The organism is Ruminococcus sp. NATIVEDY161 (assembly GCF_045819895.1).
GTDB lineage: Bacteria > Bacillota > Clostridia > Oscillospirales > Acutalibacteraceae > Ruminococcoides.
Genome location: NZ_CP162392.1, coordinates 1,611,060 through 1,628,779, shown reverse-complemented (window position 1 = coordinate 1,628,779; position 17,720 = coordinate 1,611,060). Strand labels below are relative to the sequence as shown.

Below are 17,720 nucleotides of genomic sequence, written 5' to 3'. Positions count from 1 at the left end.
TTACCCCTAAAGTATGTTCTAAATTTAATAATAGCATAAAAATGAAAAGTTGACAACAACTTTGCGGCGGAGGCTTTAATAAAACAAAAAGAGTTGAAAGTAATTAAACTCTCAACTCTTAACTCTTAATTATGCTCTTAATTCCTGTTCGTTGTCTCCGGTGTAGTAGACCTTTTTGATGTCCGCGCCGAGAGCCTTGAACTTTTCTACAACATCCTCGTAACCGCGCTCGATAAACTGAATGCTCGAAATTTCGGTTGTGCCGCTTACCTCAAGCGCCGCGATAATCATAGCCGCGCCTGCTCTGAGGTCGGTAGCCTTAACGGGAGCCGCTGTAAGCGGTGTGCCGCCCTCGATGATGGCAAGTCTGCCCTCTACCGAGATATGAGCGCCCATTCTGATAAGCTCGCTGATGTACTGATAGCGGTTATCCCAAACGTTCTCGTTAACAATGCTTGTGCCGGGCACGCTCATAAGCAAAGCGGTAAACTGCGGCTGACAGTCTGTCGGAAAGCCGGGGTGAGGCATTGTCTTGATGTTACAGCGCTTAAGCGGTTTAACGGTGGCGTCAATTGTGAGCGCCTCGTCGTACTCCGTAATCTTAACGCCCATCTCGCGGAATTTAGCCGAGATTGACTCAAGGTGCTTGGGAGTGATGTTTTTGATTGTAATGCGGCCGCGTGTTGCTGCGGCTGCGCACATATATGTTCCCGCCTCAATCTGGTCGGGAATGATTGAGTAAGAGATACCGTGCATATAGTTCACGCCTCTTACCTTGATAACGTCTGTACCTGCGCCTCTTACGTCAGCTCCCATGGAGTTGAGGAAGTTTGCGAGGTCAACAATATGCGGCTCCTTAGCGGCATTTTCAATAACCGTAAGTCCCTTTGCGCGGCTTGCCGCGAGCATAATGTTCATTGTTGCGCCTACAGACACAACGTCGAGGTAGATGTGCGTGCCCACAAGACCTTCCTCGTCGCATTTTGCCTCGATAATCGCGCCGTCAACAAGTCTTGTCTCTGCGCCGAGAGCCTCAAAGCCCTTTAAATGCTGGTCAATGGGGCGAACGCCGAAGTTACAGCCGCCGGGAAGGGCAACCTTTGCCTTGCCGTACTTGCCGAGCAAAGCGCCGAGAAGATAGTAAGAAGCTCTCATACCTCTTACATAATCGGTAACCGCCACGCTTGTCTGGATGTGGGTGGGGTCGATGTAGAGCGTACTCTTGTTGATTCTTCTGACCTTTGCGCCCATCTGCTGAAGAATTCTGCTGATAAGCGTAACGTCGCTGATGTTCGGTATATTTTCAATTTGACAAGGTTCGTCACATAAAATAACGGCGGGGATAATAGCAACGGCAGCGTTCTTTGCGCCGCTGATATTTACCTCACCAAAAAGCGGTTTACCGCCTGTAACAACAAATTTTTCCAATTGTTGACACTCCTAACACTGGTGATGGGTTTTCGCAACAACATACTATAGGTAAAGTAACATACTACCTGTTGTGGTTATAAGTCTATTATTCCGCAAAAACCACAAAATATGTTACATTTTTATTAAAGTACACTACAAATTGTGGTTACACATACGTAACGCCACAATTCTCCTGTAGAAAATCATACTACAAAATTGTAGTAAAGTCAACGCAATATTAAAATTGTAACCGTTTTTTGGCAAACTTGTACTCAAATTATTAAGGAATTGTCACTTTCTTTTTTAATATTAACAACGGCTGTAACGCATTGGGTGAATTTCTGCAAAAGAAATAAAAATCGCTTTATTTTTCCGTTCGAGAAATATTCGAGTTGTGACAAAATATTAATAAAATAAGCGGAACGCGCATACGCTCCGCCTTATTTTACGATAGAAATATCAAATATATTCCTTGTGTTGATGAATTTTTTGATTGTTTTACCAAAATTTATAGTTCTTTATTGTCCTTTGTCGGCAACGAGCTCAATCTCAGCTTCCTTTTCGGTCAGCTTTCCGGTTGAATTTGACTCTGCGCGGTAGTATTTAATCTTGATTTTATCGCCGTCACCGTGATTTTCGAGCACGTTGTAGATTTCCGAGAAGGATGAAATGCTCTTTCCGTCAGCCTCGTAGATGATATCGCCGGTTTCGAGAACCTTTCCGCACGGGCCGTTGGGATCGACGGTCTGAACCAAAATACCGCCCTTAACGCCGAGAGCAGAGGCTTCCTCTGTTGACAGCGCCGCTCCGCTGATACCGATTTTAACGCGGTTTTCAACGTAGCCGTTCTTCATAAGGCTGTCGACAATCGTCTTTACCGTCGCGGACGGAATACAGAAGCCCATTCCCTCGTAGCTTTCGTCTACGATTTTTGCGGTAGCCATACCGATAACCTGGCCGTAGAGGTTAACCGCAGGACCGCCGGAGTTGCCGGGGTTGATTGCGGCGTCGGTCTGGATATACTTAACAATGCTCTTTTTCGAGGCGTCGCGCTCCAAGGCGGAGACAATGCCCTTTGTCATCGAATTCTGGAACTCCATACCGCCGGGATTGCCGACTACCACGATATCGTCGCCCTGACCGAGCTTATCCGAATCGCCAAACACTGCCGGGGTAAGTCCCTTTGCGTCGTCGAGCTTGAGCAGAGCGATGTCGGTTCTGGAGTCAAAGCCCACAACGCCTGCGTTGTATTCCTTGCCGTCGTAGGTATACACCGAGAGAGTCATTGAGGTTTTGCTGTTTGCGATAACGTGGGCGTTTGTGATAACATAGCCGTCCTCGGAAATTACAATTCCGCTTCCCTCAGAATTTTTGATTGTCTTGTTGGAATCGGAAAAGCCTTTAATTCCCACAACCGAGGGAGAAGCCTTTTGGAAGGCGTACTCGGCGTTGTAGCTCTTGTTTGTCGCCGCGTCGGCAGGCTTTTGCTCTACCGTGAGGCCTTTGTAATCCTTATGGATTTTATCGCTGTAATCGCTGTCCTTAAAAACAGGCGCTTCGGTGGCAGGCTGAACCATTCCCGGATTTTCAAAATTCGGAATTTGGAAGTTATTGCTGTTGCCGTTCTGAGAAATCTCGCCTGAGGTATTTCCCTTTTGGTTTCTCATTACATATATAAATATGCCTGCAAAAGCCGCAACAAGCATTACCGCGAGAATGATAATCACCGCGATAAGTCCCTTGTTACCCTTGGGCTTTTGTTGATTGGGAACGTTGTAATAACCCTGTCCTGCAGGCATTTGCTGCTTTATGTATGGATTTTGGTTGTTCGGCTGAGGCGCTTCACCCTGCAGGGGAGAAACATACTGCGGCTGAGCAGGCGTATAAGGCTGCTGAACAGGCGGCTGCGGCGGTTGCTGCTGAGGTGGTCTGCCGTAGAACTGCTGATTGCCCTGATTATACGCATTATTATAGTATACGGGATTTGAATAGTCCGTTTTCTGAGCGTTAAACGGCGGCTGAACGCCGAAATTTTGCTGAGGATTATCCTGAACCTCAGGTTGAGTAGTCTGATTTATGGGATTAAACGCGCCGTCCTGATACACCGCGGTCTGGTTTATCGGGTTATATCCCTGCTCCGCGTTCTGCCCGGGCTGTTCCGGCTGCTGCATAAGCGGCTTTTCAGGGTTAAAATCAAACTGCTGAGGCGGCTGTTCGCCGGGTTTTTCGGTAAACGGGCGCTGAGGCTGTCCGCCGAAATTGTTATCAAAATTATTATCCATAGTTATCACCTTGGTTTTTATTTTTACAAACACATTATACAACGTAAAATTATCAAATGCAACCGAGGAATGTGACGGGAAACTGAAAATTTTCCGAATATTTCAAGATTTCTCCGTTTTTCTCAAAAAAAAGCAGGTTTTTTTCGCAAAGTGCTTTATATTTGGAGGAATATATGTTATAATTTGTATAACTCGGTAAGAGGAGACGTTCTCTCTCCGAAATTCAGTAAAAAGGAAGATGATTATGCCATTAGTAAACGCAAAAGAAATGCTTACAAAAGCAAAGGCAGGCCACTATGCAGTAGGCCAGTTCAACATCAACAACCTTGAGTGGACAAAAGCAATCCTTCTCACAGCTCAGGAGCTCAACTCTCCCGTTATTCTCGGCGTTTCCGAGGGTGCAGGCAAGTATATGTGCGGCTACAAGACCGTAGTCGGCATGGTTAACGGTATGCTCGAGGAGCTCAAAATCACAGTTCCCGTTGCTCTCCACCTTGACCACGGTTCATACGAAGGCGCTAAGGCTTGCATCGAGGCAGGCTTCAGCTCAATTATGTTCGACGGCTCGCATTATCCGATCGAGGAGAACGTTGCCAAGACAAAGGAACTCGTAGCTACTTGTAACGAGCTCGGTCTTTCAATCGAGGCTGAGGTTGGTTCAATCGGCGGCGAGGAAGACGGCGTTATCGGCGCAGGCGAATGTGCAGATCCCAAGGAGTGCAAGATGGTTGCAGACCTCGGCGTAACAATGCTCGCTGCAGGTATCGGCAACATCCACGGCAAATATCCCGAGAACTGGGCAGGTTTGAGCTTTGAGACTCTCGACGCTATCCAGCAGCTCACAGGCGAAATGCCCCTCGTACTCCACGGCGGTACAGGTATTCCGGCTGATATGATTAAGAAGGCTATCACCCTCGGCGTTTCTAAGATTAACGTTAACACCGAGTGCCAGCTCGCTTTTGCTGCTGCTACAAGAGAGTACATCGAGGCAGGCAAGGATCTCCAGGGCAAGGGCTTCGATCCCAGAAAGCTTCTCGCTCCCGGCTTTGAGGCTATCAAGGCTACAGTAAAAGAGAAGATGGAGCTCTTCGGCTCGGTAGGCAAGGCATGATTTGAGCTAAATTCGCCTTTCGGCGAGCTAAATTGTTTCCTTCGGAAACAGCTAAATTGCGCTTTGCGCAGCTAAATTTGCCTTCGGCAAGCTAACTTAAACTTTAACCGCGGATGGGTTTTTACCGTCCGCGGTTTTTATTTTAAAATATTTTAAAAATATATTGACTTTTTCTTTTCTGCGCTATATAATTCATACATAGATTGGCTATGTATATATTTTTGCGAGGTGTTAGATATGAAAAACGATTATCTTTCCGTCATAAGCAAGCGTATCAAGGACAAAAATACGCAAAAACAAATTTACAGCGAGCTTGAAGGGCATATCCAAGACAAGATTATGTACTACAAAGAGCTGGGGTATTCTGATGACGAAGCGGAAAAGCGCGCGGTCGAGGATATGGGCGAGCCGGACGATGCCGCGCTTCCGCTGAGAACGCTTCACAACGGAGCAGGCAGAAATCTTTTGATTATAATTAGCTTAATCTTCTTTGCGGCTGTCGCCGTTGTGCCGTTCTTTTTCCACAAGTTCAATTACGCCGACAGCTACTACCGCGCTGTATATCACCTTATCACGGTAGATTTTCTGTCCGTTGCGGTCGTCGCGGGTTATATCTTCTTTTTAATCAAGGCTTTCAAAATGAAAAGCAAGCTCATACCGCTTTTCGCGGCAGCGGCACTGCTCATTTCCAATTTCACGGGAATGGCAATCTTCCGTCCGGCGGCGTATTCCGCTGTAAAAATCGCGACCTCGGGCATAGGCGGATATTTCGACAGTATTTTCGGCTACGGTATTTTTCCCGAGAATATGAAAATACCGCTGGCGGTCGGCTCATATGTTATTTTCGCGATACTCCTGATTTGGTCTGTTGTTCAGTTTGTTACTGTTTTTATGCAGGAACGCCTGTACAACACTAAAAAGCTGAACGGCTTTATACGGATATTTAGGCGCGCGGTGAGCGTTTTGCTGTGCTTAAATCTGATTGTCGGGACGGCAGGCACGGTAATCGCGGCTGTTTATCTGCCCCAAAAGCGCGAGAGCCTGCACAAAGAACGGCTTGAAATGATAAACGAAGTTATCAACGCGCCGATAGAGGAATTATACGGCTCCGATACGATCCCGAACGGCAGTACCGCGTCAAACCCCTTCAAAGAAACTGTATCTTACGGTTCGGGCGGCAACAATACGCTGACAACGGTGAACGGCATAGGCGTCTACTATGCCCGAACGGATTTCGATTTGCCGTTTGACGCGCTGGAAAACTATAAAGTCGACAGCAACCTCCTTAAAAACAGAAAGTACGAAAATCTGCAAGAGTTCCTCAACGAGGGATGGTACAGCAAGGCGTTTAACGTCGCCGAAATCCCGATGAGGGCAAAGCACAGAATAGTGTTCAACGTTCATACAGATGAGAACAAGGTCGGATTAATAACCTTTGAATGTCCCGAGGAAACGGGAAGCAAAGATTTAAGCAAATATATTTTCGTCAGCAACAATGACGGTTATTTTGAAACAAACTATGAACAAGGGAGTGAATTAAATGAAAATCAGTAAGGAATTATTAAAGGGAAGCACTCCGATAATGGTAATGAGCGTTCTAAAGGGCAAGGATATGTACGGCTACATCATCATCAAGGAGCTGCAAAACAGGAGCGAGGACGTCTTTGTGCTCAAGGAAGGCACACTCTACCCCATCCTGCACGCGCTTGAAAAAGAGGGTTATCTTGAAAGCTACTGGGATGAATTTGACAACCGAAAGCGCAAATACTACCACCTCACGCGCAAGGGCGAAAAACAGCTTGACGCGAAAAAGGAAGAGTGGCAGGTGTACTCAAAATCTGTCGGCAAGGTTCTTAGCTTTGCAAATTAATTTAAAGCCTCCCCTGACGTGCGCAAGCACTTTAGGGGAGGTGTCAGCTTTGCTGACGGAGGGGTCCTCGCCGGAATAATTGATATTTTTCCGCGAAAGCAGAGGAAAACGCAACCCCTCAGTCGCTTACGCGACAGCTCCCCTAAAACGCTTCGCGTGTCAGGGGAGCCTTAATTGCAATTTAAAATATGTTAAAATCTGTTAAGAACGGAATCGTTAACAACGGTTCCGCTTTTTCTTTTAATAAACTCATTTATATACTCGCAAACCGCTTCGAACTTATCATTTATCTCTCTGTTTGTAAACCTTAAAACAGAGATACCGTATTTGTTAAGTGCAGCCGTCCTTTCCGTATCCTTTATTAAGCCTTCCTCATCATAATGCTGAGAGCCGTCGATTTCTATTGCAAGCTTTATCTTGGCGCAATAAAAATCAAGAATATAATTATCAATTATTCTCTGCCTTGTGAATTTATACTCATGGTTACGCAAAAAGTCATACCAAAGATGGTTTTCCTCCTTGGTCGCTTCTCTGCGGAGGGTTCTTGATTTATTTGTCAGTTTTTTGTTGTAAGTCTTTTTCACTGTTAACACCCCAAAATTATTATACATCAACACTATTCGCCAATCAACATTTAAGAGCGTCAAAATCATTGAAATATCCCGGCAACTATGCTATAATTATTTGGTATAGTATTTTTTATTAAAAGGGTGATTTTATGGCAGAAAAAACCGTCAGAACACGATACGCTCCGAGCCCTACGGGCTTTATGCACGTGGGAAACCTGAGAACCGCTTTGTACGAGTACCTCGTGGCAAAATCTCAGGGCGGAAAATTTGTTTTGAGAATTGAGGACACCGACCGCGAACGCCTTGTCGAGGGCGCGGTGGACTTTATATACAACACGCTCGAGCTCGCGGGGCTTAAGCACGACGAAGGTCCCGACATCGGCGGCGACTACGGCCCGTACGTTCAGAGCGAGCGCAAGGATATGTATCTTCCCTACGCCGAGCAATTGATTAAGGAAGGCAAGGCGTACCGCTGCTTCTGTTCAAAGGAAAGGCTCGAAAAAATCCAGAACGAGACCGTCGGCGGCGGATATGACCGCCACTGCCGCGATTTGCCGCAGGAGGAAATCGACAGGCTTCTCGCCGAGGGCGTGCCGTACGTAATCCGCCAGAAAATGCCGGTAGAGGGCAGCACGACCTTCACCGACGCTGTTTTCGGCGAGATTACCGTTGAGAATTCCGAGCTGCAAGACCAAATCTTAATCAAGACCGACGACTACCCCACCTACAACTTCGCGAACGTAATCGACGACCACACAATGGGCATTACCCACGTTGTAAGGGGCAGCGAGTACCTCAGCTCAACGCCGAAGTACAACCTGCTCTACGAGGCATTCGGCTGGGAGATTCCCACCTACATTCACCTGCCGCTGATTATGGGCAAGGACAAGGACGGCAACGTTTCCAAGCTCGCAAAGCGCCACGGCGCGACAGGCTTTTACGATTTGATTGAGGACGGATATCTTCCGCAGGCGATCATCAACTACATCGCCCTGCTCGGCTGGTGCCCGAAGGACAATCAGGAGATTTTCTCCCTTTCGGAGCTTGAGCAGGCGTTTGACATCGGCGGAATAAGCAAATCCCCTGCCGTTTTCGACTACGACAAGCTGAGCTGGTTTAACGGCGAATACATCAAGGCTATGAGCGCAGAGGAATTTACCGAGGTCGCTATGCCGTACTACAAAAAGGTTTTTGGCGACAAGGAAATGCCCTATAAAAAATTTGCCGAGATTTTGCAAAAGCGCGTAACACAGCTTACACAAATTCCCGAAATGCTCGACTTTTTCGCGGAGCTTCCCGAATACAGCAAGGATTTGTTCGTAAATAAAAAGAGCAAGACAAACCTCGAGAACGCGCCCGTTGTGCTCAGAGAGGCTTACGAGAGGTTAAAGGCTCTGCCCGAGTGGACAGCCGAGCCGATTCACGACTGCCTGATTAATATGGCAAAGGAAAAAGAGCTCAAAAACGGCACGGTAATGTGGCCGGTAAGAATCGCCGCGGCAGGCAAAACCGTAACCCCCGGCGGCGCGATTGAAATTCTCGACATTTTGGGCAGAGAAGAAACAATGAGAAGATTGGAAATCGGATTAGAAAAATTAGAAGAAGGTATATAATATGTCAGAAAACACAACCCCCGAGGTTATGACCGGTAACTTCATTCACGATTTTATTGACGAGGATATTGCCGAGGGCGGCAAATACGAGGGTAAAAAGGTTCACACCCGTTTTCCGCCCGAGCCGAACGGCTATCTTCACATCGGCCACGCAAAGGCGATTTGCGTTGACTTCGGCACGGCTGAAAAATATAACGGTCTGTGCAATCTGCGTATGGACGACACCAACCCGACCAAGGAGGACGTTGAGTACGTAGACGCGATCAAAGAGGACATAAAGTGGCTTGGCTTTGACTGGGACGACCGCTTTTACTACGCTTCCGACTACTTTGAGCAGATGTACGGTTACGCGGTTGAGCTAATCAAAAAAGGCCTTGCCTATGTATGCGAGCTCAACGCCGAGCAGATGCGCGAGTACCGCGGCGACACCCAGACTCCGGCAAAAAGCCCCTACCGCGACAGACCGGTTGAGGAAAGCCTTGATTTGTTTGAGCGTATGCGCAAAGGCGAGTTTGAGGACGGAAGCATGACGCTCCGCGCAAAAATCGACCTCGCCTCGGGCAACTTTAATATGCGCGATCCGGTAATTTACCGCATTAACCGCCTTAAGCACCACCGCACAGGCGACAACTGGTGCATTTACCCGATGTACGACTTTGCTCACCCGATCGAGGACGCGATTGAGGGAATTACCCACAGCCTTTGCACGCTGGAGTTTGAATCGCACCGTCCGCTCTACGACTGGGTAATCGAGAACATCTCCGCTCCGAGCAAGCCCAGACAGATTGAGTTTGCAAGGCTCGGAATCAACAACACCGTAATGTCAAAGCGTAAGCTCAGAGAGCTTGTTGAAAATAACCACGTAAACGGCTGGGATGATCCGAGAATGCCAACCCTCTGCGGACTTCGCAGACGCGGCTACACTCCCAAGTCCATCCGCTCGTTCATCGACCAAATCGGCGTGTCAAAGGTCAACTCCATTGTCGAGTACAGCTTTTTGGAGCACTGCCTGCGCGACGACCTCAACGAGAGCGCCGAGCGTACAATGTGCGTAATTCATCCCATCAAGCTCATCCTCACCAACTATCCCGAGGGCAAGACCGAGGAATTTGAGGTTGAAAACAACCCCAACCGTCCCGAGGACGGCACAAGAACCGTAACCTTCTCGCGCGAGTGCTGGATTGAAGCCGAGGACTTTATGGAGGAGCCAATCAAGAAATATCAGCGCCTTTACCCCGGCAACGAGGTAAGGCTCAAATCCACCTATATCGTAAAGTGCACAGGCTGTAAGAAGGACGAAAACGGCAACGTTGTTGAGGTTTACGCCGAGTACGATCCCGAAACTCGCGGCGGCAACACCCCCGACGGCAGAAAGGTGCGCGGCACAATCCACTGGGTTGACGCGAACAACTGCGCCGACGCCGAGGTAAGGCTTTACGACAACCTCTTTACCGTACCCGATCCCGACGCAGGCGAGGGCAGCTTCCTCGATTATCTCAACCCGAACTCCCTTGAAATTCTCAAAAACTGCAAGGCGGAGAAGAACCTCGAAACCGCTACAGCTCCTAAGAGCTTCCAGTTTATGCGCCTGGGATATTTCTGCGTTGACAACAAGGACAGCAAGCCCGGTCATTTGGTATTCAACCGCAGCGTGAGTCTTAAGGACGGATTTAAACCTAAGAAATAAAATATGGAAAATGTATTAGTAACAGGAGCGAGCGGCGGAATAGGCACAGCGCTTTGCGTTGCCTTTGCTCAGACGGGCAGGAACGTCGCCGTTCACTACCACAACAACAGACAACAGGCGGAAAACCTCGCGAGAGTTCTTTCCGACACCTACAGGGTTAAAACCGCCGCGGTTCAGGCGGATGTCGCCGACAGGCAGTCGGTTAACGCTATGCTCGACGCGGTTTCGGCTCAGCTCGGGGATACCGACATTCTCGTAAACAACGCAGGAATTGCACAGCAAAAGCTTTTTACCGACCTCAGCGTTGAGGACTGGCGCAATATGCTCGGCACAAACCTCGACGGAGTTTTTAACTGCACTCAGGAAGTGCTCAGGCGTTCTATGATTAAAAACCACCGCGGAGTTATCCTCAACATCAGCTCGATGTGGGGGCAGGTCGGCGCGTCGTGCGAGGCGCATTACAGCGCGGCAAAGGCAGGCGTAATCGGGCTTACAAAGGCTCTTGCAAAGGAGCTCGGGCTGTCGGGAATCCGCGTAAACTGCATCGCGCCCGGCGTTGTGATGACGGATATGATGAAGGGCTTTGACGAGCAGACAATCGCTGAGCTAAAGGAAGAAACTCCCCTAAACACCCTCGGAACACCGAAGGACATTGCCGATGCGGCAATTTTTCTCTGCTCCGACCGCGCGAAGTTCATAACCGGTCAGGTGCTCGGCGTAAACGGCGGATTTGTAATTTAATTAAATGCAAAACGGGCGGACAAATTGTCCGCCCTGAATGTTTTAAAAATCAAAAAGGACTGTTCACGAGGAACAGTCCTTTGATGTTTATTAAGCTATAATTACTTAAGCTCAACCTCTGCGCCTGCAGCTTCGAGCTTCTCCTTGATAGCGTCAGCGTCTTCCTTAGAAGCCTGCTCCTTAACGGTCTTGGGTGCGCCGTCAACGAGAGCCTTAGCTTCCTTAAGGCCGAGACCTGTGATCTCACGAACAGCCTTGATAACGTTGATCTTGCTTGAGCCTGCGCTCTTAAGGATTACGTCAAACTCTGTCTGCTCTGCAGCAGCAGCGCCTGCGTCTGCAGCAGGACCTGCAACAGCTACAGCAGCGGCAGCTGATACGCCAAACTCATCCTCTACAGCGTGAACAAGCTCTGAAAGCTCGAGAACTGTGAGGCCTTTTAATTCTTCAATAATAGCAGTAATTTTCTCTGATGCCATTGTAATTTACCTCCAATATAAATAAGTTGATTTTGAAATTAATTTGCAGATTACTCTGCGGCAGGAGCTTCCTCAGCGGGAGCCTCTGCAGGTGCTTCTGCGGGAGCTTCAGCAGCTTCCTCAGCAGGAGCAGCCTCCTCAGCGGGAGCCTTTTTTGCGAGACATTCCTCAAAGCCGCCCTCGTCAACTACAGCCTGCATAACGCGGGCAAATGCAGCGATAGGAGCCTGGAATGCACCGAGTACGTTTGCGAGAAGAACCTCTCTGGTGGGCAGCTTTGACAGGGATGTGATAGTATCCATATCAATTACAGCGCCGTCAAGATAACCTGACTTAACCTTGAAGTTGTCGTGATCCTTAGCGTAACCGCAGAGGATTCTCGCTGCGGCAGCGTATTCGCTGTCGCTTGTGGCAAGTGCCGTTGTGCCCTCCAAAACGGGCTTAAGATCTTCAAGACCTGCTTCATCACACGCACGTGAGAGAAGTGTGTTCTTAACTACGGTGTACTTAACGTCGTTTTCACGGAGCTCTTTTCTGAGCTTTGTGTCGTCCTCGGTGTTGATACCCTCGTAGCTTACAACAAGACCTGTAACAGAGTTCTTAAGTCTTTCGGTGAGCTCGGCAACAATAGCCTTTTTTTGCTCTAAAACACTTTGACTTGGCAAAAATTTCACCTCCGATAGTTTTATATCGCAGTTCGCGCCAAACGGCGCAGCCAAAAGTTACAGCTTACAATATAAAGTAAAACTGTCCGAGACATACCTCGGACAGTGACAATTACATAAATGTAAATGCAACTTCCTCGGCAGGCGGATAAATCCTTACGCTTTCGCACCTACTGTCTTTAGAACTGCAAGTATTTATCTGACTTAAAGCCAGGATAAATTAGATTATGCGCCGAACTTAGTCGGGTTCATTCTTACGCTCGGGCCCATTGTTGAAGTAACGGCAACTGAGCGAATGTACTGGCCCTTTGCAGCAGCAGGCTTAGCCTTAACGATAGCGTCCATAAGAGTACCGAGGTTCTCAGCGAGCTTCTCTGTACCGAACGATACCTTGCCGATGGGGCAGTGAATGATGTTTGTTTTGTCAAGACGGTACTCAATCTTACCTGCCTTAGCCTCTTTGATAGCTCTGGCAATGTCGGGAGTTACTGTACCTGCCTTGGGGTTAGGCATAAGACCACGGGGACCGAGGATTCTACCGAGACGGCCTACAAGGCCCATGCAGTCGGGTGTTGTAACGAGCACGTCGAAGTCCATCCAGTTTTCCTGCTGAATCTTCTGTGTCATATCCTCAGCGCCTACATAGTCAGCGCCTGCTTCCTTGGCAAGCTCCTCGTTAGCGCCCTTGCAGATTGCAAGAACTCTTACGTTTTTACCTGTACCGTTGGGAAGAACAACCGCGCCTCTAACCTGCTGGTCAGCGTGACGGCTGTCTACGCCGAGCTTTACGTGAAGCTCAACGGTTTCGTCAAACTTAGCGGTAGCTGTCTTAATAACAGTGTCAAGCGCCTCGTCTGTCTCATATAATTTGGTTTTGTCAACGAGCTTAGCAGCGTCAACATATTTCTTACCGTGTTTCATCAATTTTCCTCCATTGTTAGGTGGTCAAGCGGAAAAATCCTCCCACCCGGATTAATTAGTCAACTACTGTAATACCCATGCTTCTTGCAGTACCTGCAATCATGCTGATTGCGGCGTCAAGAGAGCCTGCGTTAAGGTCGGGCATTTTCTGCTCGGCAATCTTTGTGAGCTGCTCTTTGGTAATCTTGGCAACCTTAGTCTTGTTAGGTACGCCCGAACCGCTGTTGATGCCGCATGCCTTCTTAAGAAGAACCGCAGCAGGCGGAGTCTTTGTGATAAATGTGAACGAACGGTCTGCATATACTGTAATTACAACAGGAATGATAAGACCTCTGTCGTTCTTTGTACGCTCATTAAAATCCTTTGTGAACGCAACAATGTTTACGCCGTGCTGACCAAGTGCCGGTCCAACAGGCGGAGCCGGAGTAGCCTGTCCGGCAGGAATCTGCAGCTTAATTAAGCCTACAACCTTTTGAGCCATTGTGTTTGCACCTCCAAAATTCGTGGTAAATTGCGGAACGCCACTGTGTAGGGTCCCTCCCACAGGGAACGTAACGTTCCCAATAAAAAAGCCGAAATGGCGATTTTACCGTAAAATTAATTAGTCTTCCAAAGCTTCTGCCTGGCTTAGCTCAAGCTCGACAGGAGTTTCGCGTCCGAACATAGAAACAACTACGCGGACATAGTTTTTGTCGGTATCAAGCTCTTCTACAACACCGACGAAGTCCTCAAGCGGACCGTCAATAATTCTTACCGAATCACCAACGGCATAAGAAACCTTGACAACTTTTTGCTCAACGCCCATTCTGTAAACCTCGGCGTCTGTGAGCGGAACGGGTTTTGATCCCGGGCCGACAAATCCGGTGCAGCCGCGAATATTGCGCACGACATACCAGGTCTCGTCGGTATAGACCATCTTTACAAAAACATAGCCGGGATAGATTTTATGCTCGACCTCTTTGGTTTTTTCCCCAACGGTCTCGGTGACGATTTCGGTGGGAACCTTGACGTCGATAATCATATCCTTAAGATTGCGGTTCTCCGCCGTAGTCAGCAAATCGGTCGCAACCTTGTTTTCGTAACCCGAATAAGTATGAATTACATACCATTTTGCTTCATAATCAGCCATTATAACTCTCTTCCTTTCGTAAGATTAGCGATAAAAGCGATTACGTAGCAGAACCTGTACCCATAATCAAGCCGAGTATAGCATACAGACCTGAATCAAGGCCGAAAATGAACAAGCCCATAACAACAAGAACGGCGATAACGATACCGAAGTTCTTTGTAGTCTGTGCAGGCGTAGGCCATGTAATCTTCTTGATTTCACCCTTACAGGAAGAAAGGTACTTAAGCAGCCTTCTGAAAACATTAGGCTTTTTGTTCTTAGCGGCTTTTTTAGAATCTACCTTTTTAGAGGCAGTCTTCTTAATTTCAGCCTTTTTGTCAGCCATAATGTACCTCCTTATTTAGTTTCCTTGTGAAGAGTGTGTTTTCTACAGAAGCGGCAGTACTTGTTCATCTGGAGTCTGTCGGGACTGTTCTTCTTGTTCTTCATTGTGTTGTAGTTACGCTGTTTGCACTCTGTGCAGGCCAATGTGATTTTAACTCTCATAACGGCACCTCCCGGTTATTCGGAATATTTTTAGCCTCCCTCAACAGGGCACAAAAATAAAGCCCCTTTTAGAGGTGATAACATTTTAACACAGGATTTGCATTTAGTCAAGGGATTTTTAGTAAAAAATTTGCTTTTACTTTACTGTTTATCTATGTTGTGGCACATCCGCAACCCTGCCCACAACATATTGATTTTCCTCCAAATTATAAAAGCCTCCTGCCGCATGTAAACGCGGCAGAAAGCCTTGATGTTTTTATTTGCTCTGGTTGAGCAGAGTGCTGCCGATTGATTTTCTCGGCTTTTTGGGAACTTCGGGCTTAACCTCTTTTCCCTTGTACTTTCTGGCAGCCTTGGCAGCCTTTTCGAGGTCGTCGTTAAAGAACTCCGAAACCTTATAAAACTCCTCGTCCTCGAGCGAGTTGAGAATTACAATCGTGATAACCGCGCGTGTGTCGCGGTCGCCGTTGCCGTACTGAACGTTAAACACGTTCGCGAACTTCTCGGTCTCCTTATTATTTGCACGCTTGATGTAATCAGCTACCCTCGGGGCGATGTGCTCCTTTGCAAACGTTGCTCCGCGGAAGGGATAGTAGCAGTCCTCCTCGTTTTTAATCTCGTCCTTGAGCTCGGGGAAGTACGTTACAAAACGCTTTGCCAAAAACTTCGGGTCTGCCGAGCCGTCGTCCGACTTCTTCTTTTTCTTCTGAACCTGCTTTGCGCGCTTAATCGCAACCGTGCCCGAAACGCCCTCGATAAAATCATTCGCGATACTCTCGGCGTCCTTCTGGTCAGCCGTCTGCTCGTCATAAAGCCAGGTGGCGAGAGTTTTCCAGTCGTTATCGGGACCGTCGTCGGTCATAGCAGCCGAACGGAGAACCATCTGCTGCTTATCCAAAATATAAACAACCGAGTAGGCTACGTTTTCGCTCGTAAAGAGAGAAACCAAATCTCCGCCGTCCTCATTAGAAACCTTCTGTTTTGTGTAATTCTGCTTGGCGAGTTCTTCCTCGACCTTTTTTGAGATATATTCAAAAGCCTTTGTATATTCCAATTTAATCTTCCTTTCGGATAAAAAATTCGTCTTTGCCATATCATTATACTATTAATAAAAAAATAATGCAAGTATTTTAAATCGTTTCATAAGTTTATCTTAATTCATAACTTCTGTTCTCGACTTTAAACTTCGATTTATACTTACCTTGGTAATTGTAGGGGCGGACCCGTGTGTCCGCCCGCAGGACAGGAACACAACAATTGATTTATAATGTATTTTTGTGTGCTGTAATAAACGTTCGTTTATCGCGGTTAAAACGTATTGCACGATTAGCGCTGTTCACGTTTCCCGGGCGGACACATGGGTCCGCCCCTACGGTGTTAATCATTCCTTATTACTTAGTATTCATTCCTTATTCCTTAATTAAGGCTTGCAACCAACCCGATATTGTGGTATTATTTATTCTGTATAATAATGTAAAAGAGGTTTTTCTATGTCATCGCGCAACGCTATCGGCGTTTTTGACTCGGGACTCGGCGGACTGAGCGCCGTCAAGGAATTTATGCACGTCCTCCCGAACGAAAACATCATATATTTCGGCGATACCGGCAGAGTGCCCTACGGCACCCGAAGCCGCGACACCATCAACAAATACGCTTTTCAGGACGCTCATTTTCTGCTTGAGCACGACGTAAAGATGGTCGTAGCCGCGTGCGGAACCGTCAGCTCGGTATCCGGAGCAAGGCTCGAGGCTGAGCTTCCCGTGCCCTACACCGGAGTTGTAAACCCCACCGCCTACACCGCCGTGCGCAAGACCAAAAACGGCAAAATCGGCGTTATCGGAACTTCCGCGACGGTCAACAGCCACAGCTACAAAACTCGTCTGCAAAAGCTCAATCCCAATGTCGAGGTTTTTGAGCAGGCTTGTCCGCTGTTTGTGCCGCTGGTTGAAAACGGTATTATCCACCGCGACGACCAAATTACGCGCCTTGTTGTAAGGCGCTACCTAAGCGAGCTTAAGGAGCAGGGCGTTGACGCGCTTATTCTCGGCTGCACGCATTTTCCGCTGCTGCGCGAGGCTATCTCGGACTTTATGGGCGAGGGCGTTGAGCTGATTGACTCGGGGTATGAAACCGCGCTGTACGCGGCGAAGGTGCTCAAGGAGCAAAACCTTCTCAACGATGACCAAACCCCGAAAACTCCCGAATTTTACGTAAGCGACACCCCCGAGGGCTTCAAAAACGTCGCAGGGCTGTTTTTGGGCAGGGATATGGAGCACACCGTAACCCAGATTGACATTGAACAGTATTGAGGATTTTATGGATAATCAGGACAAATATATGATTTCAATTGTCGGTGAACAGTGCCTTGACGGCGAGACCGACAAAATCGAGGTAATGACCTCGGGCAAGTTTATGCGAAAGCGCGACCACTACTACATCGGCTACAAGGAGTACAGCGAGGATAACCCTGCCGAATATTACGACAACCTGATTAAGGTTGAGGAAAACACGGTGACCATCAGCCGCAAGGGGCAAATGCAAACGCGCCTTATCCTTGAAAAGGGCAGGCGCCACCAGTGCATTTACCAGACAATCGCGGGCGACTTCACCATCGGAGTATTCACCAAAACGCTGACCAACAACCTCACCGAAAAGGGCGGCACGCTCGAGGTGAGCTACACGCTCGACTTTGACACAAATTTAGTAAGCGAAAACAGATTTTACATAAAGGTAGAAGAAAAAACAAACGAGGAGTAA

General features: G+C 47.9%; 19 protein-coding genes and 1 other annotated feature. Of the genes, 8 read left to right on the top strand and 11 right to left on the bottom strand.

Translation table 11 applies throughout. The features are described from left to right. Positions 1-129: 129 nt before the first annotated feature. On the bottom strand, positions 130-1,428 hold the full coding sequence (locus tag AB1I50_RS07770; protein ID WP_407723474.1) for a UDP-N-acetylglucosamine 1-carboxyvinyltransferase: 1,299 nt from the start codon (positions 1,426-1,428) through the stop codon (positions 130-132). Between the two features lie 500 nt (positions 1,429-1,928). Beyond that, entirely contained in the window at positions 1,929-3,692 is a 1,764-nt protein-coding gene (locus AB1I50_RS07765) for a S1C family serine protease (RefSeq protein WP_407723473.1), read from the bottom strand. Positions 3,693-3,936: 244 nt separating this feature from the next. Here AB1I50_RS07765 and fba point away from each other — a divergent pair, with 244 nt between their 5' ends. From fba to AB1I50_RS07750, 3 genes are all read left to right on the top strand, one after another. Then, on the top strand, positions 3,937-4,803 hold the full coding sequence (gene fba, locus AB1I50_RS07760; RefSeq protein ID WP_407723472.1) for a class II fructose-1,6-bisphosphate aldolase: 867 nt from the start codon (positions 3,937-3,939) through the stop codon (positions 4,801-4,803). Positions 4,804-5,040: 237 nt separating this feature from the next. After that, entirely contained in the window at positions 5,041-6,357 is a 1,317-nt protein-coding gene (locus AB1I50_RS07755; protein ID WP_407723471.1) for a permease prefix domain 1-containing protein, read from the top strand. Then, a complete protein-coding gene (locus AB1I50_RS07750) occupies positions 6,344-6,673 on the top strand; it encodes a PadR family transcriptional regulator (protein WP_407723470.1) in 330 nt (109 codons plus the stop codon). Before AB1I50_RS07755 ends, AB1I50_RS07750 begins: the two co-directional genes overlap by 14 nt. A 191-nt stretch (positions 6,674-6,864) precedes the next feature. Here the strand turns inward: AB1I50_RS07750 and AB1I50_RS07745 are convergent, their stop codons facing one another. Beyond that, complete coding sequence (locus tag AB1I50_RS07745) at positions 6,865-7,257, bottom strand: endonuclease domain-containing protein (protein ID WP_407723469.1); 393 nt, start codon at positions 7,255-7,257, stop codon at positions 6,865-6,867. 134 nt (positions 7,258-7,391) lie between these two features. Between AB1I50_RS07745 and gltX the strand changes: the two genes are divergently transcribed. From gltX to ymfI, 3 genes are read left to right on the top strand one after another with little or no spacing between them, the layout of a single operon-like run. Next, complete coding sequence (gene gltX, locus AB1I50_RS07740) at positions 7,392-8,855, top strand: glutamate--tRNA ligase (RefSeq protein WP_407723468.1); 1,464 nt, start codon at positions 7,392-7,394, stop codon at positions 8,853-8,855. A gap of 1 nt (position 8,856) precedes the next feature. Further along, a complete protein-coding gene (locus AB1I50_RS07735; RefSeq protein ID WP_407723467.1) occupies positions 8,857-10,542 on the top strand; it encodes a glutamine--tRNA ligase/YqeY domain fusion protein in 1,686 nt (561 codons plus the stop codon). 3 nt (positions 10,543-10,545) lie between these two features. Beyond that, entirely contained in the window at positions 10,546-11,283 is a 738-nt protein-coding gene (gene ymfI / locus AB1I50_RS07730) for an elongation factor P 5-aminopentanone reductase (RefSeq protein WP_407723466.1), read from the top strand. Between the two features lie 101 nt (positions 11,284-11,384). Here ymfI and rplL read toward each other — a convergent pair whose 3' ends face one another. The 8 genes from rplL to AB1I50_RS07690 all read right to left on the bottom strand — a co-directional run bounded on the left by rplL (position 11,385) and on the right by AB1I50_RS07690 (position 16,017). Beyond that, positions 11,385-11,762 carry a 50S ribosomal protein L7/L12 gene (gene rplL / locus AB1I50_RS07725; RefSeq protein WP_407723465.1) on the bottom strand — a complete coding sequence of 126 codons (378 nt, stop codon included), beginning with the start codon at positions 11,760-11,762 and terminating at the stop codon, positions 11,385-11,387. A 50-nt stretch (positions 11,763-11,812) separates the two neighbouring features. Beyond that, entirely contained in the window at positions 11,813-12,436 is a 624-nt protein-coding gene (gene rplJ, locus AB1I50_RS07720; RefSeq protein ID WP_407725329.1) for a 50S ribosomal protein L10, read from the bottom strand. Between the two features lie 58 nt (positions 12,437-12,494). Beyond that, positions 12,495-12,628, bottom strand: a sequence feature (ribosomal protein L10 leader region). A gap of 24 nt (positions 12,629-12,652) precedes the next feature. After that, the gene (gene rplA, locus AB1I50_RS07715) at positions 12,653-13,348 is read right to left on the bottom strand and encodes a 50S ribosomal protein L1 (RefSeq protein WP_407723464.1); all 696 of its coding nucleotides are present in this window, start codon (positions 13,346-13,348) and stop codon (positions 12,653-12,655) included. Positions 13,349-13,403: 55 nt separating this feature from the next. Next, a complete protein-coding gene (gene rplK, locus AB1I50_RS07710; protein ID WP_407723463.1) occupies positions 13,404-13,829 on the bottom strand; it encodes a 50S ribosomal protein L11 in 426 nt (141 codons plus the stop codon). A 120-nt stretch (positions 13,830-13,949) separates the two neighbouring features. After that, positions 13,950-14,477 (bottom strand): transcription termination/antitermination protein NusG, encoded by a 528-nt coding sequence (gene nusG / locus AB1I50_RS07705; protein WP_407723462.1) that lies wholly within the window; start codon positions 14,475-14,477, stop codon positions 13,950-13,952. Positions 14,478-14,517: 40 nt separating this feature from the next. Further along, entirely contained in the window at positions 14,518-14,802 is a 285-nt protein-coding gene (gene secE / locus AB1I50_RS07700; protein WP_407723461.1) for a preprotein translocase subunit SecE, read from the bottom strand. A gap of 11 nt (positions 14,803-14,813) precedes the next feature. Then, on the bottom strand, positions 14,814-14,963 hold the full coding sequence (gene rpmG / locus AB1I50_RS07695; RefSeq protein ID WP_407723460.1) for a 50S ribosomal protein L33: 150 nt from the start codon (positions 14,961-14,963) through the stop codon (positions 14,814-14,816). Positions 14,964-15,219: 256 nt separating this feature from the next. Beyond that, the gene (locus AB1I50_RS07690; protein WP_407723459.1) at positions 15,220-16,017 is read right to left on the bottom strand and encodes a DUF7674 family protein; all 798 of its coding nucleotides are present in this window, start codon (positions 16,015-16,017) and stop codon (positions 15,220-15,222) included. A gap of 436 nt (positions 16,018-16,453) precedes the next feature. On the opposite strand from AB1I50_RS07690, the gene murI reads away from it, so the two are divergent. Both murI and AB1I50_RS07680 read left to right on the top strand, forming a co-directional pair. Then, entirely contained in the window at positions 16,454-17,272 is an 819-nt protein-coding gene (murI, locus tag AB1I50_RS07685) for a glutamate racemase (protein WP_407723457.1), read from the top strand. A gap of 7 nt (positions 17,273-17,279) precedes the next feature. Continuing rightward, positions 17,280-17,720: a YwiB family protein gene (locus AB1I50_RS07680; RefSeq protein WP_407723456.1), complete on the top strand. Its 441-nt coding sequence runs from the start codon at positions 17,280-17,282 to the stop codon at positions 17,718-17,720.